This is a genomic window from Paenibacillus sp. GCM10023250, from assembly GCF_042653205.1.
Lineage (GTDB): Bacteria > Bacillota > Bacilli > Paenibacillales > Paenibacillaceae > Paenibacillus_Z.
On record NZ_JBHSHY010000031.1, the window covers coordinates 28,163 to 52,054 of the forward strand.

The window sequence follows — 23,892 nt, forward strand, 5'->3', positions numbered from 1 at the left end:
AAGTCCGGGCTGTTCTCGCAGCGAAATGTCAATTCTTCTTGCGGGTCAGGTGGATGAACGTCACCGCGAGCGCCAGCACGAGCACCGCGCCCTTGATGATGTCCGTCGTGTAGTATTCCACGTTCAGCATCGTCATGCCGTTGACCAGCACGCCGATCAGGATCGCGCCGAAGAACGTGCCGATGATGTTCGGACGCCCCGCGCCGAAGACGGAGTAGCCGACGAACACCGCCGCGACGGCCTCCATGAGCATCGGCGAGCCGGCGTCGACCTGGCCGTTGCCGACGCGGGCCGCGAACAGGATGCCGCCGATGGCCGCGAGCACGCCGGACGCGACGTACGCGTACGTGCGGACGCGCTTGACGCGGAGGCCGGACAGGCGGGCCGCTTCTTCGTTGCCGCCCATCATGATCATCTGCCGGCCGAGCCGCGTGTACTTGAAGAACAGATGCGCCGCGACGACCGCGATGATCATCAGCACGACGGGGAACGGCACGCCGAGCAGCTTGCCTTGGCCGATCCACAGAAACTCCTTCGTCATGACGCCGGGCGCCTTCGTGCCGTCCTGCATCTGCATGTTGCTGTAGATGGAATAGCCCTTGGTGTACGTCTTGTGCACGCCGCTGACGATGTACATGACGGCCAGCGTGGCGAGCAGATCCGGGATGCGGATCTTGACGATCAGGAACGCGTTGATGAGTCCGACGATTGCGCCGAAGATGAGCGGAATGACGATGACGAGCACCAGCGGCAGCTGGAACCAGACCATCAGCGTCGCCGACAGCACGGTCGCGAGCGACACCGTCGAACCGACCGACAGGTCGAACCCGTCGACTGTGAGCGAGATCGTCACGCCGATCGCGACGAACGTCACGATGGAGATGGACCGCAAAATATCCGCCAGGTTGTTATACGTGAAGAAATATTCGTTATACAGCGAAAAGAACAGCAGGACGACGCCGATGAAAATGATCGCCCCGTACTTGAACGAAAACTGCAGCAGCCGATTGTTCACGCCAAATCCTCCTTACCCGCACTCGCATAATAAAGCAAATCTTCCTGCGTCGCTTCGCCGCGACCGAACTCGCGCACGATCTCGCCGTCGCACAGGACGAGAATCCGGTCCGCGAGGCCCAGCGCCTCGGCGAATTCGCAGGTCAAATACAAGATGCCTTTGCCTTGCTGCGCCAGCTCCCCGATGATCCGGAAAATGTCGCGCTTCGCGCCGACGTCGACGCCCTTGGTCGGCTCGTCGAACACGAACACGCTCGCGTCCGTGCTCGTCCACTTGCCGATCGCGACCTTCTGCTGGTTGCCGCCGCTCAGGAACGCCGTCGCGACGTCGGGGCTCGGCGTCTTGATGCCGAGCCGCGCGATGGCGTCGTCGGCATGGCGCTTCTCCTTCGCGCCGGAGATGAAACCGAGCCGGCTGAGCGAGCGCAGAATCGGGAGGCTGAGGTTGTGCAGCACGGATTCCCGGACGAGGATGCCCTCCTTGCGCCGTTCCTCCGGCACGAGCACGATGCCCGCCGCCACGCCGTCCGCCGGCGAGCGGGGCGCAACGCTCTTGCCGCCCACGGCGATGGTGCCCTGCTCCGCGACGTCCGCGCCGAAGAGCAGGCGGGACAGCTCCGTCTTGCCGGCCCCGACGAGCCCGACGACGGCGACGATCTCGCCGCTGCGCACGGTCAGGTCGACGCCGCGCACGCGCCGGCCGGCCGCGAGCCCGCGAGCCTCCAGCAGCGGCCCGCCGATCGCCGCCTCCAGCTTCGGATACTCCTCCTCGAAGCTCTTGCCGAGCATCGCGCGGATGACTTCGCCGGCGTTCGTCGCGCCCGCGGACTCGTTCATGACGACGGCGCCGTCGCGCATGACCGTGATTCGGTCACTGACCCGGAACACCTCCGGCAGCCGGTGGGAAATGAAGACGATGCCGATGCCCGCCGCCTTCAGCCCGTCCATGAGGCCGAACAGCCGCTCCGCCTCCTCCATGCTGAGCGGCGCCGTCGGCTCGTCGAGAATGACGAACTTGGCTTCCTGGGCGAACAGCCGCGCGATCAGCACGAGCTGCTTCTCGGCCAGCGTCAGCTCGGACACGCTGCGATGCACGTCGATGCGCAGGCCGAGCTTCGCGAGCACCTGCGCCGCCTCGTCGTTAAGCTTGCCCCACGAGATCCATTTGCTCCCCCCGGACGCGGCCAACCGGTCCAGCATAATGTTCTCCGCCACGCTCAGGTGCTGCACGAGCGACGTGTCCACCTCCTGGTAGACGCAGTGGATGCCGCTCTTCTTCGCGTCCGCCGGCGACCGCACGGCGAGCGTCTCGCCGTCGATCTCGATCGTGCCTTCGTCACCCTCGTAGGCGCCGGATAAAATTTTCATCAGCGTGCTCTTGCCCGCGCCGTTCGCGCCGAGGAGCGCGTGCACCTCGCCGCCGCGCAGCTCGAAATCGACGTGCTTCAGCGCCGCCACGCCCGTGAACGACTTGCCGATCCCGCTCATGCGCAGCACCCGCGCCGTCCGTACTGGCTGTCCAGTAACCATCCTCATTCTCCTTTCGCGCTTCGCTCAAATAATCAACTTGGTGAAAACCCGTGACCTGCGGTCGGTGTAGGTCTCCACTCGCTGTTGTAGCCGGATTTCTTTGATTAAATCAAACATTAATAGGTTGAAATACGGCTACAAAGGCGACCGCTTGCGCTGTTCCGACTCTACACCGGCCTCCGGTCACTTTTTTCACCATGATGCATTATAAACCGCTAACACTTCTATACCTTTAAACGCAGGAAACGGCGCGGATTTCCCGCGCCGTGCCTGCTTGCAATTTCGTGCTTACTTGCCGACGGCTTGCTCCAGCTCTTTGAGGTAGTCCGTGTTGCCTTGGTCGCTTTTGCCCCAGCCTTGCACGTATTCGCCGAGATCGGCGGTCGTGACTTTCTTGTCCTTCGGCAGCGCGTCGCGGCTGACGAATACCGGCTCGATTTGAACCGTTGCGTCCGTGTTGTCGCCGTGCAGCTTCTGGTACAGGTAACGCACTTGCACTTGGCCGATCGAGGACGGGTCGGCGCCGGCTGCCGCTACCCACGGGCTGGCCGGATCTTGGATCATCGCCAAGTCCTCGTCGCTCATGTCGATGCCATACACTTTGATCTCCGTGCGGCCCGCTTGCTTGATCGCGTTCGTGACGCCTTTCGCGAATTCGTCCCAAGCCGCCCATACCGCCGTGATGCTGCCTTTCTCCGGGTACTGCTTCAGAATCGCTTCCATGCGCGTTTGCGCGTCGAGCTGCGGTTGGTTCGCGTCGCCGAATTGGGCGATTTCCTTAATGTCCGGGTACTTCTTCAGGAAGCTCGCGTACGTGATCTGACGGCTTTCCATCGGCGGGAAGCCCGCGACCCATACTTTGACGATGTTGCCCTTGCCGCCGGCGTCCTTCGCCAGCGCTTCGAGCGACTTGTCCGCGAGCATCTGGTCGTTTTGCGCCAGGCTCGTCACGCCTTCCACCGACAGGCCGGAGTCGAACGCGACGACCGGGATGCCGGCCGCGACCGCTTTGTTGACGCCGTTCGTCAGCGCGTCCGCGTTGCCGTGGTCGAGCAGGATGCCGTCGTATTTCTGGTTGATGGCTGTATCGAGGTTCGTCACCATTTTGCTGAGGTCGTTGTCGGAAGCCAGCACCGTCACCTTGCCGCCGTACTTCTCGACCTGCTTCGTCACGCCGTCGACGTATTGCGCCGAGAACGTGCCTTGGTTGAATTGCATGATGAGTGCGATTTTCTTGCCTTTCAGCGAATCGACACTGGTGCCGCCGGACGCCGCGTTCGCCGGAGCGTTGCCGCCGGCATTGGCCGCGTCGTTCGCGTTGTTTGTCTTGCTGCCGCAAGCGGACAGCACGAGTACGAACGCAAGCAGAAGTGCGAGCGCAAAGCCCGCGCGTTTGTTGACTTTCATAGTATGACTGCCTCCCTATTCTTCATCTCTCTAAAGCTATGGAACCTACTATAACCGCTAATATCCTAGTATGTCAATCGGGTATATGGAAGTCATATTTTGGCATTTCCAATGTTGCCCAATCCGCACGAAAACCGCCCTGCCGCGGGCGGCTTCCTCCGATGTCCCCTTATGGTTTCGCATCGTCCGGCGGGTACTTGCCCCGCTTCAGCTCGTCGATCGAATAGCCGAAATCCATCTGCAAATGAGGGTAATCCTTGAAGCTCTTCCAATCGCCGCCCCAGGCGAAGCCGAGCGACTTGGCGGCGGCGGCGACCTCCTGCCAGTCCGCCTTGCCATTCTTGTTGCCGTCGTACTTCATATCCCAGATGACGTCACCTTGCGGGGTGCGCAGCGCGAAATCGATCGCGAGGCCGTAATTATGGTACGACGTGCCGCCCTTGGCGTTCGTGACGATCCGCCCCTTCGCGGACCGGCCCTGCTCGTACAGGACGTCCTGCTCCAGCTTGCTGCGGAAGCCGTCGGTAATCATAATGACGATGCCCGCCTCCGACGTCCGCTTGATCAGATCCATCATCTTGGCGGCGACGACCGGATGCAGCGACGTGACCGGCGGCAGCGGCTCTCCGGGCACGGCGTCCGTCCGCGGCAGGAGCCGGTCCTTAAGCGGCGAATTCAGCACGATCAAGCCCGCCAGCGAAACCAGCATCAGCGGCAGCAGCCATGACCGCTTCTTCTCCCTCCTCAGCCCCGGCCTCGCCGGAACCGGGACGTTCCAACCCGGCATGCGAATGCTCACTTCCTTCGAAGCTTCCTGCGTGACTGTGCGAGATGGCTATTCTATTAGTCTATCCTATTCTATCGAAAATGAACGCGTCGAAACAGAGAATTAACGTCGAAATATGTCGTTTTTTCAACAATATGCGATGCTAATTTCTTCTAGGGACGGCCCGGCGGGCCGTTTCGGCCGATCAGCAGGTCAACGTCGACGGTCACCTCGGCCGTCTCCCTCGCCGCAAATGCCTCGGCCCGCGCCGGGTCCGCGGACCAAGCGAGCGGCGTCATCCGCGCCAAGTCCCGGAGCGCCTCCCGGCCCAGCGTCCGCGCATGCCGCACGCGAACGACGTCCAGCAGCCGCATCTGCCGTTCGAACCGCGCGACCGTCGCGTCGTTGGCGTACCGTTCCCGCTCCCGGCCGCCGAAGAGGGCCTCGCGCAATTCCCTCAGATACCCGGCGCGGGGAACGGCTTTCAATAATAGTCCTCCGGGCGCCAGCACCCTCCCGAACTCGCGGTAATTGGCCGGCGACAGGAGGTTGAGCAGCACGCCGAACGTCCCGTCCCGGAACGGCAGGTTCGCCAAGTCGCCCACGAGCCAGATCGGCCCTTCGTACGCGGCGGCGGCCATCTGGACCGCATCTCTGGCCAGGTCGACGCCGATTGCGCCGGCGTCCGGATCGCCGCGCCGCCGCAGAATCATCGCGAGATGCGAGCCTTCGCCGCAGCCGACGTCCGCGATCATCGCCGGACCGCCGGCGCCGGGCCCGTAGGCCGCGACCGCCTCCGCCAGTTTGTCGTGCAAGGGCGCATAGAGCCCGCTCTCCGCGATGATCCGGCGCCGCGCCTCGAACAGCGGCTTCGTGTAGCCGCCCGCCTGGGCATGCGGCGCGAAATTAAGATACCCTTGTTTGGCGAAATCGAACGTATGCCGATTCTCGCAAACCAGACTGCTCGCTTCGCGCACCGTCATAGGCCCGCCGCAGAGCGGGCACTTGAACTCCGCCTCGCGCGCTTGAACGCGGCGGACGCTTTGCGTTTTTTTGGTCATCGTCACTCTTCCTTTCGCGTACGCAAAAAAACCGCAGGCCATATGCCTGCGGTTCAGCGGAAAAGGGAAGCAGGCTTCCCGTTGCTCGCGCAACGGAGAAGCCTTGGCCGACGCCCTGTCCGCCTCCCTCGCGCGAGGGAGGCGGACGATCCTCATATCGAACCTGCCGCCCAGGCGGCGCGAAGCCTCCGGACGACAGATTATCCATATAGCGGTCAAGGTGATCGCCGGAAATGGGCAGACGGATCCCGTTACCTCTGTTCAGACAAACAGAGCCTTTGAATGGCTATCGTTAGGCCTTCAAAGTCGGGATACGCAGTCTGACGTAGTGCATCTCCGGCAATCCTCCTTCCATGTGTCACATATACATTTGACTATACCGCCGATCGGCCGTCCTGTCAAAGCCGCGATCGGCCAGATCCGCCGGAGCTCCACTTCTTCGGGGCTCCATCCAGCGGCGCCGCCGGGTCCTCCTACGCCGGCCGCTTGACCGCCTCGCCGGCCTGCCCGCGCTGCGCGAACGGCGGGATGAACGCGATCAGGCTGAAGATCAGCCCGAACAGGAACAGCCGGTGAATCCCGTCGTAGAAGTGGTCCGTCTTCGTCACGAACGCCCCCATGACCGTCACGCCGACGGCCGTGCCGATGTTGCGCGCGAACATCTGAAGCGAGGTCGAGATGCCCTTCTGGTGCGCCTCCACCAGCTGCTGCGAGCCGATAATCGAGACCGTGGACAGCAGGCCGTAAGCCAATCCGTACACGGTCATCGCCAGGAACACGTAGCCGAGCGTCGTACCGGCCTTGAATTCGAGCATCAGCACCGCCGAGACGACGAGCAGCGCGTTGCCCGCGATCAGCAGCCGTTTGTAGCCGAAGCGCAGCACCCATTTGCCCGCCGGCACCGACACGGCCATCCAGCCGAACGCGACGAACAGCAGCGCGATGCCGCTGGTCAGGAGCGAATGGCCCTGGTTCTGCACGAACAGCGGCACGAAGCTCGAGGCGCCGAACAGTGCCATGTACGAGATCAGCGAGCCCGCCAGCATCCAGGACACGGGCTTGTTGCGCAGCAGCGACATCGGCACGATCGGCGACGCGTGCCGGCGCTCGTAGACGAAGAACGCCGCGATCAGCACGGCGCCGCCGGCCGCGTACCACGCGAGGCCGCGCTCGACGATCGTCGTCGCGAGCAGCAGCGAGACGCCGCCCGAGAAGAGCAGGGCGCCGAGCACGTCGATCTGCGCCTTCTTCGGCACGTACACTTCCTTGTACGGCAGCAGGGTCAGGAACGACACGACGCAGATCGGCAGGTTGACGTAGAAGATCCAGTGCCAGCTCAAATATTCCGTGAACACCGACCCGAGCAGCGGCGCGAGCACCGCCGACAGCCCCCACATCGCGGTGAAGAATGCCTGGATCTTGCCGCGCTGCTCAACCGGGAACAGGTCTCCGGCGAGAATGGCAGGGAACGGCAGCATGAAGCCGGCGCCGATGCCCTGCACGGCGCGGAAGACGACGAGCTGGACCATCGTCTGCGAGAAGCCGCACAAGAGCGAGCCGCCGAGGAACAGCAGGATGCCGGCGGCGAAAATCCGTTTGCGCCCGAACAGGTCGGACAGCCGGCCCGCGAGCGGGGACAGCACGGTGGAGGCGATCATATAGGCGGTGAACACCCACGCGTACAGCTTCGTCCCGCCGAGATCCTTCACGATGACGGGAATGGTCGTATTGATGATCGTCGAATCCATCGATGCCACGAGCATGGCCAAGACGATGCTGACCATGACGATGATGCGGTTGTTCATAAGCGCGATTTCCTCCGATCCCTTTTGACATACCTATGTCTGTAATTGTATAGGAGTCCGACCTAGTTGACTAGCGTCCGCCAGCGGCTTCATGCTTCCGATTCGGACCTCGGGCTTCCGGCCTTCGACCGCGCCGCCCAAGGAACAGGCGCACGCTGCTCTCCCGCCGCATGCGCGCGCCGAATGCGAACAAGCTTCAAGCGGATTCGCTTGAAGCTTGAGGGTGATTCCCCGGCCTCCGGCTTGCCCAGAGATCCGGCACGGCGTTCCCGCCGATTACTGCGCGCCCTTGATCGGCTCGAGCGGCGTCTTGGCGTGGCCGTACTTCGGATAGTCGCGGCCGACCGGCGCGGCCCAGCGGACGGCGTTGTCGATGACCTTCCGCACTTGCGGGTTGTGGTACGTCGGATACGTCTCGTGGCCCGGGCGGAAATAGAACACCTTGCCGGAACCGCGCGTATAGCAGCAGCCGCTGCGGAACACTTCGCCGCCCTCGAACCAGCTCACCATGACCAGCTCGTCCGGCTGCGGGATATCGAAGTGCTCGCCGTACATTTCCTCGGCCGGCAGCTCGATGTATTCGCCGATGCCCGCGGCGATCGGATGCGCCGGATTGACGACCCAGATGCGCTCCTTCTCGTCGGCTTCGCGCCATTTCAGGTCGCAGGACGTGCCCATCAGCTTGCGGAAGATCTTGGAGAAATGGCCGGAGTGCAGCACGATCAGCCCCATGCCGTGCAGGACGCGCTGGTAGACGCGCTCGACGATCTCGTCGCTCACTTCGTGATGCGCCAGATGGCCCCACCAGATCAGCACGTCGGTGCCGTTCAGCACCTCCTCCGTCAGGCCGTGCTCCGGCTCGTCCAGCGTCGCGAAGCGCACTTCGCCCTGCACGTTCAGACCTTCGGCAATCGCGGCATGCATGCCTTGCGGATAGATTTCGGCTGCTTTCGCGTTCGTTTTCTCGTGGCGGAATTCATTCCAAATCGTGACATTGATCGCTTGGTTCGTCATCGTCGTATCGTTCCTCCTGTAAGGGGATTCAAGTTTGCCTTTATTATAAGGAACGGGACGCTTCGGATCGATTGCAGATCGGGCGAAGTTTTTACGGTATTCTGTCTTGCCGTCCGCAAGGCGGCCGATTCGTGCTACACTGGCCTTATGCCATCATGTCCGGAAAGGAGCCGCCATGACCGCCGAAATCCATCACGAGCACGTCGCCTACCAAAATCCGTTCCTCGCCATCAAGATCTGGCGGATCGACTCCGACCCGGAGCGCGATCGGGCCTACCGCCGGGACAAGGACGGCCAGCGGAGGGTGCCGTTCCCCGCGTGGAACTACCACGACGAGATCGAATTCCTGCTGATCCTCCGCGGGGAAATGACCGCCTACTACGGCGAGGAGCAGCTGCCGCTGCGCCGGGGCGACGTCGCCCTGTTCGGCTCGGCCGAGCCGCATACGACGCTGCAGGCGAACGGCGCGCCGCTCAGCTACCTCGTGTTTCAGCTGAACCTGCGCAAGTACTGGGATCAGAGCACGATGAACAACATGATGCATTTCGCGGAGATCATCCGGCCGCTCAGCGCGCTGAATTATATCTTCCGGGAGAACCGCGCCGCCCGCGCGCAGGTCGCCTCCCTCATTCGCGGCATCTACAAGGAGATGAACGATCCGCAGATCGGCTGCGAGCTCGCGGTGTCGGCCATGATCAAGACGATTCTCCTGACGTTGCTGCGGAGCGACAGCCGCAAGCGGCTCCACTACCACGACCACCTGCTGTACGAACGGCTTCGCCCGGCGCTGCACCACGTCGAGGAGCATCTGCACGAGAAGCTGTCCGTGGAGACGGTCAGCGGCCTGCTCAGCATGAGCGGCACCCATTTCATGAAATCGTTCAAAAAGGCGCTCGGCATGACGTTCACCGAATTCGTCGCCTTCAAGCGCATCAAGCGCGCGGAGCAGCTGCTCCTGACCAGCGACATCAGCATCGCGGACGCGGCGGCGGCCGTCGGCATGTCCAACCTCGGGCATTTCTACCAGCAGTTCAACCGGCTGAACGACTGCTCGCCGAAGCAGTTCCGGGACCGGCTGCGGACGGAGGGCGAACGAGAACGAAGCTAAACCGCCGGGTTACGGCGGCCAGCCTGCATATTCGCCGGGTTACGGCGGCCAGCCTGCATATCAGCCATTAAGCGATCGTCAAGCTCGCGATAATTTTGTCGTACTCCTTCAGATCAGCCGGTTTATAGCTGTTTTTCTCGACAAAGAAATTAAGCGTTACGAAGTCGGAGTCCTTCTGAAGAAACACGAGCTTGCCTACCGAGTCCTTGGATTCGTAATCGACGACCAGCGCGTCCGCGCCGGCGATCGTTTGCTTCGTTTGCCGCTTGGATGGAAGGGAGGCAAACGGTCCTTTCAGAGCGATCGGCACGTAGTCGTCCAAGGTGACCCCTTCAGCCGACTCTAAGCGAAAATCGACGCCCATGTAATAATTGCTGTACATCTTCCGGTCGCTCGCGAGAATCGAAGGCCTCCAATTTCCGTTAATCACGATTTGAAAGTCATGCTTCGACTCCCCGTTATATAACGAGACGTACATGGGGCCCCCAATGGTCAATTTGTTCGCCTTGTCGTCAAATACAAGCTTGGAGGTCAATCCGAAGTAATCCGCGATGCTTTTCGCCGGCACATACAGGCTGCCGTCATATTTCAAGGCTTTGATGCCGGCCGCTTCTTGACCGTTCACCTCCACCTTGATCGCGGGATTGAAATACGCCTTCACTTCCTTCCATGCCGACCCAGCCCAAGCCCCTGTCGCATTGCCAAGCAAAAACACGGCGGCTGCCGTGCCTATCAACCATTTTTTATTCACGAAAAATCCCCCTATCCCTATCAATACCGCCATATTATATCATGACAATCCATACTAATCTTGTTAATATTTCGCTGTTTTCGTAAATATTGTTGCTTGTTCACATGAAAGAAGATGGGAACTATACTCAGTCAAGACAAAAAGCGTGTTTCACGTTATAATCAATAAAAATCTCATATATTGGAGGTTCCTGTTATGGAGTTAAAGATTCGTAAGATGGGACCAAGCGATATTCAACAAGTTCAATATGTTGCTAAAACAAGCTGGAATGTTACCTACAAAGGCATAATTCCACTAGAGGTTCAAGAAAGTTTCCTAACATCTGCTTACAATGATGAAATGATGCTTAGACGCTTAGAACGTTCCAATGTTTTCGTTGCCGAACTTGACGAGAAAATAGTTGGATTCGCCAATTTTTCATTTGTAAGAGAAGATGGGCAAGCGGAATTATCTGCCATTTACCTTTATCCAGAACATCAAGGAAAAGGGATAGGTTCAGCACTGTTACAAGAAGGAATAAGGAATTCACAAGGCGTAAAAGAAGTCTATATTAATGTTGAAAAGGATAATGAAATTGGCAGAAGATTCTACGAAGCAAAGAAATTCGAGATTGTCAAAGAGTTTGACGACAACTTTGATGGGCATATTCTAAAGACAGTTCGCATGGTACTCAAAGTATAAGGCGAGTCCTTGCGACTTGCTTTTTCTATGCGAGAAAAGGCTGGAACCCCGCGGTTCCAGCCTTTTTCTTTCCATGCCTTCTATTCCAGCTCCGCTCTATCGCCCGCCAGCCGATCCAGGCCAATCCCGTAATAATGAAACTCCGCCTGCACCTCGAATCCGACGGACCGATACAACCCGAGCGCGCGGCCGTTGTCCGTCACGACGTTCAGACGGATCCGGTCGCAGCCTTGCTCCAACAGCCGCCGCACGGTCAGCTCCAGGATCTCGCGCCCGTAGCCGCGGCCCTGGCAGGACGGCAGCACGCAAAAGTCGTGAATGACGCCGGTGCCCCGTTCCACGTGATTGACCCGAATGAGCCCTATCGGCGCATCCCCGCGATCGAAAACAACATACGCGTCGCGGCCGGGCTCGCGCGTGCGGGCGAAATACTCCCGCGTCCAGCTCTCCGAGTCTCCGAACGCAAGCGACGAGCACGCGATTATAAACGGCCAATCCCGCTCCCCGGCCAACCGCAGCCGTAAGCCCTGCCGGCTTGCTTCGGCCGTCTGCAGCCTCCCCAGCGCCATCACGTATTCCGCCTCGCGGAACTCGGCGCCGAGATGCCGCATGTACGCCGTGCCCGGCTCGGAGTCGGCCGGAACCCGGACGCGGCAAGTTCGGATTCCCTGCGCTTCCATCTCGGATCCCCCATGGCGCAGCAGAGAGCGCCATACGCCCCTCCGGCGATAACCGGGATGGACCATGCCGTTCACGTTCGCCTCCGTTCCGTCCGACGTGTACCAGCTCAGGAACCCGATCAATTGGCCGCCGAGCAGGCATAGATGGGCTTCATCCCCGCCTTCGGCTTTCAAGCTTTCCACGCCTACCCGCAGGCTGGAGCCGTCCGTCGTCCGGCATACGTGTTCCAGCTCGCGGACGCGATCCAGCTCCCGCTTCGAAAAATAGTTCATTTTCAGCCACTCGTATACGCACATATGCGTTCATCCCTCATTCTGGAAGGAAACACACCGGTTTATGGACGAGCAGGCGCTATCCTTCCGCTGTATTCTGTCCGATGATATAGGGCTGCCATTGGCATCGCCTCCTACGCTATGATCATGTCTTCAGCCATGTTCTATGACGGCAGTCCGGCCGCCCAACTGCCTATCCTACAATAATCGGAAACCAGCACGTTGACAAGGAGGAACCCTCATGCAAACGCAAACGCTGATCGAGGAATACGTACGCGGCTACGACCTGATGCAGGAGGCCGTGGCCCCAACTGGGGCTAAGACTCCCCCAGCCAGACCCGCGGGCCGATGACGTGGAACAACTCCTCCCGGCTCGGCGCCAGCGCGTCCTGAATGCGCCGGTACGTGAAGTCGCTCATCGGCCGGGGCAGCTCGTCCGGCGCGAAATACCCGCAGGCGAGAATTTCCGGCGAGGCGGGCTCCGGCGTCCGGTCGGACTGATTCGACGCGAGGAACGCGAAATGGTGCATATCGTACTCGGGATCGTAGTAAATGCCGGTCAGCGCGCCGACCGCGGCGTCGAGCCCCGTTTCCTCCATCGTTTCCCGGCTGGCCGTCTCCCGCGCCGACTCGCCGATCTCCGACTTGCCGCCCGGCAGATCCCAATTCAGCTTGCCGTAGCTGTGCTGGACCAGCAAGACGCGGCCGGCCGCATCCGCGATGATCGCGGCTGCGCCCATGTTTTTGTTTCCCATGCGCTTCACTCCCCTATTATCCAAGATATCCCTATAACGCAAAAAAGCCGCCGATGGTTTCCATGGCGGCAGCTTCGTAGACGGAACTAGATTGTTCTTTGCTATGTATATCGTTGCTGGCTTGCATTCCCGTCGTCCGCGCGATGAGCCGGCGGTTACCAGCCCATGCTCTCGAACCACATCGTTCCGTGATCCTTCCCGACCGCGGTGCGAATATAGCCGATCATCTCCCCCGGCAGCTCGCGCAGGGAGAACCAGGCCAGCTCCTCGCATTTGTGCGGCTCCATGTTCGTGATTTCGCCGCTCCAGGCTTCGACCTTCAGGTAGAAATCGATCCATTCCGAGCTGACGTTCTTGCGGTGCATGACGCCGACGACCTCCAGATCCTCGGGCCGGATCGTCACGCCCGCCTCTTCCTTCGCTTCGCGGATCGCCGCGGCCTTCACTTCCTCGTCGCCGTCGATGCGCCCCGCGACGACGCTCCATTTGCCATCCTCGAAGCCGGTATTGATGCGCTTCAGCAGCAAGACGCGGTCCCCGCGATAGAACAGCAGATGGACCGCGCCGTAAAAGATCGGTTGTCTCACGCTTCCCCTCCAAGCCAGTCGATGTCCGCGATGATCGTTTCGATATCCGCGGCGATGCCGCGCTCGATAGCCTGCGGCACGTTGATCACGAGCAGGCCGCCGAAGACCTGCTCCCAATTGCCGCCCGCTTCCGCGATGCGCGCTTTCGCGGCGCTCAGCTCCGCCGAGCGGCTGACCCGCCGACTCAGCAGCCAAGAGCGCCGGACAAGCTCCGACTTCCGGAGCGTCTCGATGTAATAATACACGTCGCCTACCCGCCGGACCCGGATCCGGTCACCGAAGGACACGCGCTCGCTGAAGATCGGATTCTCTTCGATCGTCACCGTGTCCGGGTCGATGACGGACACGTCGAGCACCTCGATTTCGCGGCCGTCCGCGTCGAAGCACAGCTGCAGCTGACGGATTTGTTTCATCGGGTTCACCCCGCTTTGCCAATAGTTTTCGATTCGGTCCCTACATTGTACCGGATTCGCCGCAGCGTCACAATGCCGCTGTTTGAACGCGTTCACGATCCGGGCGCGCCCTTGCTTTCCACTTTATAGAAATTTTAGGTAATTACTGATAACGCTTTCAAATAAACCCCGCCCTGATTTAACGACAGAAAAGCTCCCATATCGACGGTAGACTTCGTCACGCGGCAGTCCTAAATTCCTAATTCGATGAATATCGACATCCATGGGAGACCGTTAGCCTACCCAGGAAGTCTCTATTCTTTTCAAAACTACCAACCTATAATTTAAACAATTAAATTTTCTTAAGATTCTAACATAGTTAATATTTTTAACAAATGGTGTTAACTATGTCATTCCCATTAAGGAGGTGGTCGGAAAACCAATGCCGCTCTCGCACCTACGACTCGCGGATGAACCACTCGATACCCTATACTATTGAGGAGTTGAACAAGCACTGTGAAATGGAAATCATTCCGGCAAGCACCGGCGCTCGGGATGGCGATCCTCATGGCATGGACGCTCTCCGTACCGGCTGCGGCCGCAGCGGATTCGGGCGACCGTAAACTCTCTGTCTCCGCCGTCTCCCCAACCAGCATAGCAGCCAAGATCTCTCCCCAGGTGACCGACCAATTCGACGACGACGAATACGTAACCTATCTAATCAAGATGAAGGAGCAGGCGGATCCCGCCGCGGTCTCCTCGCAAGCCCAGCAACAGGCGCTCAAAAACAAGGTCACCCCGGCTGCGGCCAAACTTTCCATGCGCAATGCGGTCATCGGCTCCCTGCGCGAAACGGCTTACCGCACCCAGAGCTCGCTCGAATCCTACCTCAAGAAGGCCAAAGCTTCCCATCAAGGCATCATCGATTATAAGAGCTTCTTCATCGTCAACGCGATGGCAATCACCTCCACGAAGGCGGAAATGGAACAGATCGCCCGCCGTCCCGAGGTTGACAAGATTCTCCCGAACACCGAACGCTACCTCGACAAGGTGCAAAAAACCGAGGACGTCGCCGCTCCCGAGACCGCGTCTCCAGGTACGGCCGAGGCTGCGAAAGAGGTTGCGCCGCTCACCGAGAACGTGGAATGGAACATCGACTATGTCAACGCCCCGCAGGTGTGGGAACAAGGCATCGACGGCACCGGCATCGTGGTCGCCAACCTCGATACGGGTGTCGACTACACCCATCCCGCACTCGAGCGCAAATGGCGTGCTTACAATAACGGCCAGATCGTTGACCCCGAGCTGAGCTGGTACGACGCCCACAGCGGCGCCGCGCTCCCGGAGGACAACGTGGGCCACGGCACGCATACGATGGGCACCATGGTCGGCTCCGAGGAGAACGGCACGAATAAGGTCGGCGTCGCGCCCGGAGCGAAATGGATCGCCGTGCGGATCTTCAATCCGTCGACGACGGACGCCATCATCCTCGACGCCGGCCAGTGGCTTCTCGCGCCGGTCGACTCCGAAGGCAACCTGCACCCCGAGCTTGCCCCGGATGTCGTGAACAACTCGTGGGGCGGCGGAGCCGGCATCGACGAGTTCTTCCGTCCGATCGTGCAGGCTTGGCGCGCGGCGGGCATCTTCCCGGAATTCTCGGCGGGCAACGTTACGCCTGATAACCCCGGCGGCCCCGGCTCGGTGGCGAATCCCGCCAACTACCCGGAATCGTTTGCCACGGGCGCGACGGACATCAACGGCATGGTCGCTTCGTTCTCGCTGCGCGGCCCTTCGCCGTACGGCGAGCTGAAGCCGGAAGTGTCCGCGCCCGGCGTCAACATCCGCTCCACCGTACCGGGCGGAGGCTACGAAGGCGGCTGGAACGGCACGTCCATGGCCGGACCGGTGACCACCGGCATCGCGGCGCTGATGCTGCAGGCGAACCACTCCCTCACCGTCGATGACATCGAACAGGTGCTGCAGGATACGGCGACGCCTCGCACGGACGCCGAATACCCGGAAACGCCGAACCAGGGATACGGCTACGGCATCGTGAACGCGCTCGACGCCATCGGCGCCATCACGACCGGTATCGGCTCGGTGTCCGGCAAGGTCCGCGTCGGCGGCAACGACGACGCGGCGCCGGTCATCGACCATACGCCGGCTACGACTGTGTACATGGGCAAGGACGTCACGCTCACGGCTACCGTCTCGGATAACGTCAGCGTGACGCAGGTCGAACTGTTCGCGCGCGTCAAGGGGACCGACGACTACGTCTACCTCCCGATGACGAGAACGTCCGGCAACTACAAGTCCGGTGAATATCGCGCGGTCATCCCGGCTTATCTGCTCGATCTCGCTGGCCTGGAGTATTACATACGGGCCACTGATTATGCCAATAATCAGACCGAGACGCCGGTGTACGCCGCGGAAGTGTCCAGCGGCCTCAAGCCGGGCGACGTTCAGGACTTCGAAGGGACCGTCAACGGCTTCGAGAGCGGCGGTTACCACAACACGTGGGCAATCGGCGAGCCTTACTACGATAAAGCGTATTCCGGCAGCAAGGTTGCGGCCACCAACTTGGGCGACGGTTACATGATTGGCACCAACGCCTACTTCCTTGCCCCGCCGATCGACCTGACGGAGAGCCCGGAAGGCGCCGTGCTGTCGTTCAAGAACTGGTACGACATCGGAGACGATCATGCCGTCGTCTATCTGGCGACCGAGGACAGCAACGGCGAATTCCTCCAACGGCTGCATTTCACCGGCAAAGGCGATGGCTGGAAAACGGAGTATATCGACCTCCGTCCGTACGCCGGCCAGCGGGTCCAGCTGCTCTTTAACCTGTACGCCAACGACTACGGCAACATTGGCGGCTGGTACATCGACGATCTGTCCGTCCAGCTTCCGGACCAAGTTCCTCCGGGCGCACCGGCAGGCTTTATGGCCAGCGCAGATCCGGGCGGCAACGTAGCGCTCGCGTGGGAACCCGTGGCGGATGAAGACCTCTCTGGCTACACGGTCTACCGTGCCGTCGGCGACGGTCCGTTCGAAGCGGCCCTCACGTCCAAAGCCAACCATATCATCGACACTAGCGCGGAACCTGGCGCGATCAACCGCTACAAGGTCGTCGCGGTCGACTACAGCGGCAACGAAAGCGAGTCGTCCGAGGAGATCTCCGTTGACCTTACGGCGATGAGCGCGATCTTCATGGATACGTTTGACGGCGCGGACGACAACGGTTGGGTTCACACCGGTCCCGGCGACGAATGGGAGCGCGGCAAGCCGGTGAACATCGGGCCGTCCGACGCGGTATCCCCGCCGAACGTCTGGGGCACCGATCTGGACGATACCTATTCCGACGCCAGCGACAATATCCTGGTCTCCCCTGTGATCGATTTGAGCCAGTCGGACAACGCTACCGTCTTCTTCAGCAACTGGTACAAACTGGAGAGTGGCTACGATTACGGCCTCTTCGAGATCACGACCGACGGCGGCGCGACTTGGACCGAGCTCGCCCGCTTCAACGGCAACTCCTACGACAATCAATGGGAGCTGTTCGGCTACGACCTGGCGCCTTACGTGCACCAGCAGGTCCGCTTCCGGTTACACCTGCAAACCGATAGCTCCGTGAACATGGAAGGCTGGTACATCGATAACTTCAAGGTGGTCGGCATGAGCGCGCCTACGGCGATCACGCAGGCCAACCATGTCTCGGACGGCGCCCCTGCGCCGAAATCGACACTGACGAAGCCGATGTACGAACCGAAGGCAACGACGAAAGAACAATTCGCCGCGGCTAATCCGACCGAAGGACCGCAGCCGTCCGGCCTGCCGGCCGACGCGACGGTAACGGTGCTCGAGACGAACCGTTCCGTCAAGACGAACCCGGCCACGGGCGAGTACACCTTCAAGCATGTCGCAGGCGACTATCACCTGCAGGTCGAGACGTACGGCTTCTATCCGCAGACGAAGCCGGTCACGATCGCGGATAACGCGAGCGCAACGGTGAACTTCGATCTGGAGGCCATCCCGACGGGGCAAATCACCGGCGTCATTACCGACGAACGCACGAACCAGCCGGTCGCGGACGCGAACGTCATGGTCATGGAGGATGCCAACATCGCTCCGGTGCGCACCGACGCGAACGGCGCGTTCACGCTGACCGTGCTGGAAGGCACGTATACGCTGGCCATCTCCTCCGCCGACTATTACGCCAAGAACGTGACCGTGACGGCGCCGCCGAACGGGAACGTCGAAGCGAACGTCGCGCTGAAGCCGTACTTGGGCGTACAGAGCGGCCTCGGCTACGACGACGGAACGGCGGAAGATGCCCGTGCGTTCTACGACGACGGCAACGGCTGGGCGGTCCGCATGTCGCCGGGTGCCGGTCTTACGAAAGTGACGGGCGCTTCGTTCCGCTTCTGGGACACGACCTTCCCGACTCCGGGCGCGACGGCATTCAAGTATGCCGTGTATGACGCCAGCGGCACCGACGGTGCTCCTGGACGCTTGGTGGCAGGTCCGTTCACGGCCGAAGCAGTGCGCAACGGCACGGATTGGACGAACGTCACATTCCCGACGCCGGTCGAGGTGCAAGGCGACTTCTACCTCGCTTATATCCAAGTCGGCGCTTATCCGAACGTCCCGGCCCTCGGGACTGACGTCGACGGCACGAACGCGCTGCGCAGCTGGCAGATGGTCGGCGGCGGCTGGTCCCCGTCACCGAAAGCAGAGGGCAACTACATGATCCACGCGACCGTCAGCACCGAAGTGACGGCCCCGGTCATTACGTCTCCGGCTGCGGGTGCCTACACCAACGACGCGACGATTGACGTGACGGGCACGCTGCAGGTCGATGGCGCGACCGTGACGCTGTATAACGGCGAGGAGCAAGTTGGCACGGCAACGATCGAGAATGGAACGTTCACGATCCCGGTCGAGCTGAAGGACGGCCTGAACAGTCTGTCGACGGAAGCCGAGTTCAACGGCAAGACGACCGATCGCTCCGCGCCGACCGACATCACCTTGGATACGAAGCTTCCTAACCTGAACGTCGTGACGCCGACCGTGGACTTCAAGACGAATCAGGGTGCGCTGACGGTCACGGGTACGGTAACCGACGACTATATCGGCGGCATTACCGTGAATGGCGAAGCGGTAGCCATCGAAGAAGACGGCGCCTTCTCGCAGCGTCTCCTGCTGAACCCGGGCGCTAACACCGTAACCGTCGTCGCGAAGGATCTCGCGGGCAACGAAACGACGGTAACGCGTACCGTTACCCTGGATCTGGACAGCCCGGCGATCGCCGACGTAACGCCGGCGGAAGACGCTAAGCTGTTCCAAGGCGACAGCCTGTCCGTTTCGTTCAAGAGCGATCCGGGCCTCCATGCCGCATTCCGCATCGAGCTGCCGGTCGCACTCGCTTCCGCGAAAGCGAACGAGATCGAAATGACGGAAAGCACGACAACGCCGGGGCTGTACGAAGGCACCTATAAGACCCCGGACAGCCTGATCCTGGACGGCGGCGTCATCGTCGTCCGCGCATGGGATGACGCGGGCAACGAGACGGAAGCGGTCGCTGCCGGCACGCTGTTCGTCAACGTCGACCCTGCGTATGAGCTCGTGAACGAGGCGAAGGCGAATTATGAAGCCGACGTCGTCAACACGACGGAGCTGGATAAGCCCGTGCTGGCATTCCCTGACACGGAAGGCATCACGTATGCCGTTACGGGAAGCAGCAGCGACACGCTGATCAGCAATACCGGCGTCCTGCTGAAGCGTCCGGACGCAACGACGGACGTGGAGCTGACCGTGACGATCGCGGCAGCCGCCAAACCGGCCATTAAGGCCGAAGTGAAGACCAAAGTCACCTTGACCCCTGTTCCTAGCGGTCCAATCGGCGGCGGCAGCGGCCCGGGCATCATCGTGGTCACGCCTCCGAGCATGGACGCAAGTGCTGTGCTGAACGCCGTCCTCGGCAGCGGCTTGAAGCAAGCACCGGTCAAATCGACCGTGAAAACGGAAGGCACGGCCGCATCGGCCGTCATCGCCGATGACGACCTGCAGCAAGCGCTCAAGACTTCGCCTGCCGCAATCGTCGTGACTATCGATTCGAACAGCGCTCAGGCATTGCTGAGCCTCACGCCAGCACAAGTCGAGCTGCTCGCGGGATCGAGCCCGGCGAACGTGCTTGCCGTGACGAACGGCACGAGCGCCGTGGCAATTCCGGTCGGCCTTCTGGCCAAAGCGCCTAAGGGTGCCGGCCTGCAAGTGACGCTGGCAACAGCGGATGGATCCGGTGCGTTCGCAAGCGCGGCATCGGGCGTGACCGTCCTCGGCAAACCGGCAGCCTTCGGCGTGAATGTCGTCCAAGGCACGTCCGTCAAGCCGCTGGCGCTCTCGAGCAAGGATCTCGTCAAGCAAGCCTTCACGCTGCCGAAAGGCACCGACGTCAAGGCAGCCGGCGTGCTCTATGCCGGTTCCCCTGCCGTAAGCCCGGCACCGGCAGTCTTCGCGAGCCATAACGACGGTACCGTGACGGTTACGGTTACTCGTCCGGGCTTCGCAACGTATGCCGCCGTGACGCGCACGATTACCTTCACGGATATCGCTGGTACGACCGCGAAGGAACAAATCGCGGCACTGGCAAGCAAGTTCCTGATCGACGGTACGTCGTCCTCGACGTTCTCGCCGAGCGCGGCCGTTACCCGCGCCGAATTCGCGGCTCTGCTGACCCGCGCACTCGGCCTGCCGGTCGCAGCAGGACTGCCGTTCAAGGACGTGACGGCTGACAAGTGGTACGCGGACGAAGTCGGCGCCGCTTATCAAGCCGGCCTGATCACGGGCCTCGGCGACGGCAGCTTCAACCCGAACGGCACGATCACGCATCAGGATCTGGCCGTCATGCTGGATCGGGCCGCCGCTCTGGTCGGCCTGAAAGCCTCGGGCTCCGCGAGCCTGAACTTCGCGGATGCCGGCAACGTCTCCGGCTACGCAACGAAGAGCGTGCAAACCGTCACCGCAGCCGGCTTAATGAGCGGCACGGTAACGGGCAGCAGCACCTTCTTCGCGCCGAAGGCACCAACGACGCGCGAGGAAGCAGCGCTCGCGATCTACAATCTGTTGAAGCAATCGGGTTTGATCGACTGATTGCCGTGTAAGGAAGAAACAGACTGCAGCTTAGGCTGCAGTCTGTTTTTCGTGCGCCGGCGGGTTGCCGTGCGGATTAGACAGATAGCTTCGGTTAGCACGCCGTTGTCCTCGACGCTTGCTTGGATACGCCGGACGCCGCCGACGACGCTCGCCGTCCTTCACGCATTCAACCACGGGACCTCGGTCATCAGCGGCTCGAGCTGCTCGCTTTCGATGACGATGACCGTCATCCCGTACTCGGTGCCGGATTCGCGCTCCTCGCCGGCCTCCCAATACGCGGCCTGACCGGCCTCGATCTCATATGGGATCCCTTCTTTGCCCGTCACCCAGCCCTTCCCGTTCAGGACCACGAACAATTGGTTGATCGCCGCTTCGTGCCGGCCGACGTGCCCGCCGGGCTCGAGGCAGATGCAGCCGATATGCGTCGGCTTGTCGTGCTTGATGATTCGGGAGATCGATGCGCCTTTGCTGCCGAACTGCGTGATGGTTTTGCCCATGGCTTTGCCGAATGCGTAAATTTTCAAAGGAACACTCCTTAGGTTAGGGTTGGGGTTAGGGTTGAGGTTCGCGCAGATGGCTGCTTGAACCTGTTGAAATGGCGGTATGCGCCGCCGGCTACGGCAGACCGTCATCGAATCGCCGCACATGAGGCTCATAGGCGACTGTCATCATTCCCATTTTACGGATGCATACCCTGGAAGTCGATGATGTTTTGGGTAACGTGCTCCATCCGATCAAACTACTCTCGAAGGTTACCGGCTTCTTCTACTATAAAAGAAGTTTCTTGCCTATCCTGCCCTAAAAATATGTAACGTTACAAAATGAGTTACTGTAAAGTGAACAGAACAAATACGGAGAAGTGGTTGACTTGACGAATCCGCAATCTTATAATCGACCTTAGGCTGAAAACGCTATTAATGGTAAGTAATGCGCTCATAATGAATTTATTTAACGTTACAAAACTAATTTTGTAACGTGATTAAGTCTCGTTACTGATAGCGCTTTCGACCCATGTATGAAGGAGGGAAGTTCCACAACTCTTGGCTTTTGCAGTCATTTAATCCTAACAACACGAGGAGTGATCGTTTTGAAGCAAGTTTGCGCTTTACTTTCAATCGCCTTAGCCGTTGGTTTCACCGCACCGGTTGCCGCCAAGGCTTCAGCGGAGGCAAGCAGTCCAATTAATTTAGCTCACCTCAATGCGTTGAATCAAGACGTGGTCATCGACAACAAGGACATGCTGATTACCCATATCTATTCGGAGTTCCCGAACTACGAGTGGGTGGATGCATCGGGGGAAGGAATTGCGTGCGTCGATGATGTAGCGCGCGCTGCAGTGGTTTACTTAAATGACTATGAGCGGACCAAAAATCCGGCTTCGCTAGAGCATGCGCGGAAAGCGCTTAATTTCGTGATGTATATGCAAGCCGATGACGGTGAGTTTTATAATTTCGTCAACAAGGATCTGTCCATCAACAAGGACGGAGGCACAAGCAAAAAATCCTTCGATTGGTGGGCAGCCAGAGGTACTTGGGCAATTGGATACGGCTATAAATTGTTTAGTAAACTCGATCCCGCCTACGCCCAGGAATTAAACCAGCATTTCCTGCTGGCCAACGAGGCGCTTCAAAAGAAATTGAACGCGAACTATGGGAAGTATACCGCCATTCATGGCCGTCAAGTCCCTGCGTGGATCGATGGATTCGATGCGATGTCTAATGCGCTGCTAGGGTTATCCGAATATTATGCGGTCAGTCCCAACCCCGCTGTCAAAGACTCCATGACGAAGATCGGTGACGGGCTGGTTAAATTTCAATATGGCGATTTCGATGAATATCCCTACGGCGCGCACTTGGACTGGGGCGGCTCTACGACCCTCTGGCACGCTTGGGGCAGCGCACAAACCTATGCCTTAGCCAAGGCCGGACAAGTGCTGCATAAGCCGCAATGGATTGAATCGGCTCGGAAGGAAGCGGATTATCTCTTCACCCACATCTTGGTCAACGGCATGATTAAAGAAATGGCTCCGACGAAAGCCAAGGATGAACAGATCGCCTACGGCGTCGACATGCTGGTACAGGGTTATGCGGAGCTTGCCAACGTAACGCACGAAACGAAATATGCCAAATATGCCGGGCTCGCGGCCTCTTGGTTCACCGGAAATAACGACGCCCAATTCGTGATGTATGATCCCCAGACAGGCAGAGGCTATGATGGAATAAACGGCGTCACGAAAAAAGTAAACATGAATGCCGGCGCGGAATCCACCATTGAGGCCTTGATGGCTCTTCAAGCGATTCAATCCATGCCGGATGCGCAAAAATACTTAACCGCCAAAACCATTAACCGTCATACCCAATACGTCGTAGAAGCGGAGAATTTCCTGCCTGCTCAAGGAAAGCCGCAAACCGTAAAGCCGGATAGCTCGTGGACGGGAGATGCCTCGTATAGCGGAGACATTGTGCGTTTACATCCGGGAGACGGCCTGCAAACGACCATTCAAAGCAAACAAACGGAAAACGTGCTTCTCTATGCGGCGATTGAAAAAAGAGCGCTCCCTGCAAACGCTGTCTATTTGGACGTTTATGTCAACCATAAACTCGTAGGCCGCTCATCCGCAGCCGGTTCGCCTGATACGGATTATCTTACGCTCATTAAGCTCGGCAAAACCGCAACGCTCCATAAGGGCAGCAACACGATCTCCGTCACCGTACACGGAAGCAAAAACGAAGCCGTCCAGCTGGATAACCTAGTCGTGCAGCCTGTAATCGAGTCCGCGCTCTATCAAACCGCTAAAGGCGGTTCGATTGAAATCGAGCGAAACTTTATGAGTAAGAAGAATAACCTCCACGAGAAGAAGTAATCTCGTTGAAAAGCAATCCAAACAACGCGCATCGATCGTCGATGCGCGTT

Annotated in this window: 17 protein-coding genes; 4 read left to right on the forward strand and 13 right to left on the reverse strand. The window is 59.9% G+C overall.

Annotated elements, in window-relative coordinates; translation table 11 throughout:
• Positions 1 to 28: 28 nt before the first annotated feature.
• The 7 genes from ACFPB1_RS20300 to ACFPB1_RS20330 all read right to left on the reverse strand — a co-directional run bounded on the left by ACFPB1_RS20300 (position 29) and on the right by ACFPB1_RS20330 (position 8,597).
• Entirely contained in the window at positions 29 to 1,015 is a 987-nt protein-coding gene (locus ACFPB1_RS20300; RefSeq protein WP_379227919.1) for an ABC transporter permease, read from the reverse strand.
• A complete protein-coding gene (locus tag ACFPB1_RS20305; RefSeq protein ID WP_379227920.1) occupies positions 1,012 to 2,544 on the reverse strand; it encodes a sugar ABC transporter ATP-binding protein in 1,533 nt (510 codons plus the stop codon). Before ACFPB1_RS20305 ends, ACFPB1_RS20300 begins: the two co-directional genes overlap by 4 nt.
• 288 nt (positions 2,545 to 2,832) lie before the next feature.
• Positions 2,833 to 3,951, reverse strand: a complete 1,119-nt coding sequence (locus ACFPB1_RS20310) for a sugar ABC transporter substrate-binding protein (protein ID WP_379227922.1) — start codon at positions 3,949 to 3,951, stop codon at positions 2,833 to 2,835.
• Between the two features lie 169 nt (positions 3,952 to 4,120).
• Positions 4,121 to 4,750, reverse strand: a complete 630-nt coding sequence (locus tag ACFPB1_RS20315; RefSeq protein ID WP_379227923.1) for a M15 family metallopeptidase — start codon at positions 4,748 to 4,750, stop codon at positions 4,121 to 4,123.
• Positions 4,751 to 4,890: 140 nt separating this feature from the next.
• Entirely contained in the window at positions 4,891 to 5,778 is an 888-nt protein-coding gene (locus ACFPB1_RS20320; RefSeq protein ID WP_379227924.1) for a putative RNA methyltransferase, read from the reverse strand.
• 473 nt (positions 5,779 to 6,251) lie between these two features.
• A complete protein-coding gene (locus tag ACFPB1_RS20325; RefSeq protein WP_379227925.1) occupies positions 6,252 to 7,583 on the reverse strand; it encodes an MDR family MFS transporter in 1,332 nt (443 codons plus the stop codon).
• 276 nt (positions 7,584 to 7,859) lie between these two features.
• Positions 7,860 to 8,597, reverse strand: coding sequence for a ThuA domain-containing protein (locus tag ACFPB1_RS20330; protein WP_379227926.1), 738 nt, complete (start codon positions 8,595 to 8,597; stop codon positions 7,860 to 7,862).
• Positions 8,598 to 8,772: 175 nt separating this feature from the next.
• On the opposite strand from ACFPB1_RS20330, the gene ACFPB1_RS20335 reads away from it, so the two are divergent.
• Positions 8,773 to 9,705 carry a helix-turn-helix domain-containing protein gene (locus ACFPB1_RS20335; RefSeq protein ID WP_379227927.1) on the forward strand — a complete coding sequence of 311 codons (933 nt, stop codon included), beginning with the start codon at positions 8,773 to 8,775 and terminating at the stop codon, positions 9,703 to 9,705.
• Positions 9,706 to 9,772: 67 nt separating this feature from the next.
• Here ACFPB1_RS20335 and ACFPB1_RS20340 read toward each other — a convergent pair whose 3' ends face one another.
• Positions 9,773 to 10,456, reverse strand: a complete 684-nt coding sequence (locus ACFPB1_RS20340) for a hypothetical protein (RefSeq protein WP_379227928.1) — start codon at positions 10,454 to 10,456, stop codon at positions 9,773 to 9,775.
• 195 nt (positions 10,457 to 10,651) lie between these two features.
• On the opposite strand from ACFPB1_RS20340, the gene ACFPB1_RS20345 reads away from it, so the two are divergent.
• Positions 10,652 to 11,137, forward strand: a complete 486-nt coding sequence (locus ACFPB1_RS20345) for a GNAT family N-acetyltransferase (RefSeq protein ID WP_379227930.1) — start codon at positions 10,652 to 10,654, stop codon at positions 11,135 to 11,137.
• Positions 11,138 to 11,217: 80 nt separating this feature from the next.
• Here ACFPB1_RS20345 and ACFPB1_RS20350 read toward each other — a convergent pair whose 3' ends face one another.
• From ACFPB1_RS20350 to ACFPB1_RS20365, 4 genes are all read right to left on the reverse strand, one after another.
• The gene (locus ACFPB1_RS20350) at positions 11,218 to 12,090 is read right to left on the reverse strand and encodes a GNAT family N-acetyltransferase (protein ID WP_379227931.1); all 873 of its coding nucleotides are present in this window, start codon (positions 12,088 to 12,090) and stop codon (positions 11,218 to 11,220) included.
• Between the two features lie 317 nt (positions 12,091 to 12,407).
• Positions 12,408 to 12,845, reverse strand: a complete 438-nt coding sequence (locus ACFPB1_RS20355) for an NUDIX domain-containing protein (RefSeq protein ID WP_379227932.1) — start codon at positions 12,843 to 12,845, stop codon at positions 12,408 to 12,410.
• Between the two features lie 155 nt (positions 12,846 to 13,000).
• On the reverse strand, positions 13,001 to 13,432 hold the full coding sequence (locus tag ACFPB1_RS20360) for an NUDIX hydrolase (RefSeq protein WP_379227934.1): 432 nt from the start codon (positions 13,430 to 13,432) through the stop codon (positions 13,001 to 13,003).
• Positions 13,429 to 13,845, reverse strand: coding sequence for a hypothetical protein (locus ACFPB1_RS20365; RefSeq protein ID WP_379227935.1), 417 nt, complete (start codon positions 13,843 to 13,845; stop codon positions 13,429 to 13,431). Before ACFPB1_RS20365 ends, ACFPB1_RS20360 begins: the two co-directional genes overlap by 4 nt.
• Positions 13,846 to 14,340: 495 nt before the next feature.
• Between ACFPB1_RS20365 and ACFPB1_RS20370 the strand changes: the two genes are divergently transcribed.
• Positions 14,341 to 20,976, forward strand: a complete 6,636-nt coding sequence (locus tag ACFPB1_RS20370) for a S8 family serine peptidase (protein ID WP_379227936.1) — start codon at positions 14,341 to 14,343, stop codon at positions 20,974 to 20,976.
• Positions 20,977 to 21,137: 161 nt separating this feature from the next.
• On the opposite strand, the gene ACFPB1_RS20375 is transcribed toward ACFPB1_RS20370, so the two are convergent.
• Positions 21,138 to 21,503, reverse strand: coding sequence for a cupin domain-containing protein (locus ACFPB1_RS20375; protein ID WP_379227937.1), 366 nt, complete (start codon positions 21,501 to 21,503; stop codon positions 21,138 to 21,140).
• Positions 21,504 to 22,066: 563 nt separating this feature from the next.
• Here ACFPB1_RS20375 and ACFPB1_RS20380 point away from each other — a divergent pair.
• Positions 22,067 to 23,842 carry a hypothetical protein gene (locus tag ACFPB1_RS20380; protein WP_379227938.1) on the forward strand — a complete coding sequence of 592 codons (1,776 nt, stop codon included), beginning with the start codon at positions 22,067 to 22,069 and terminating at the stop codon, positions 23,840 to 23,842.
• The last annotated feature ends 50 nt before the right edge of the window (positions 23,843 to 23,892 follow it).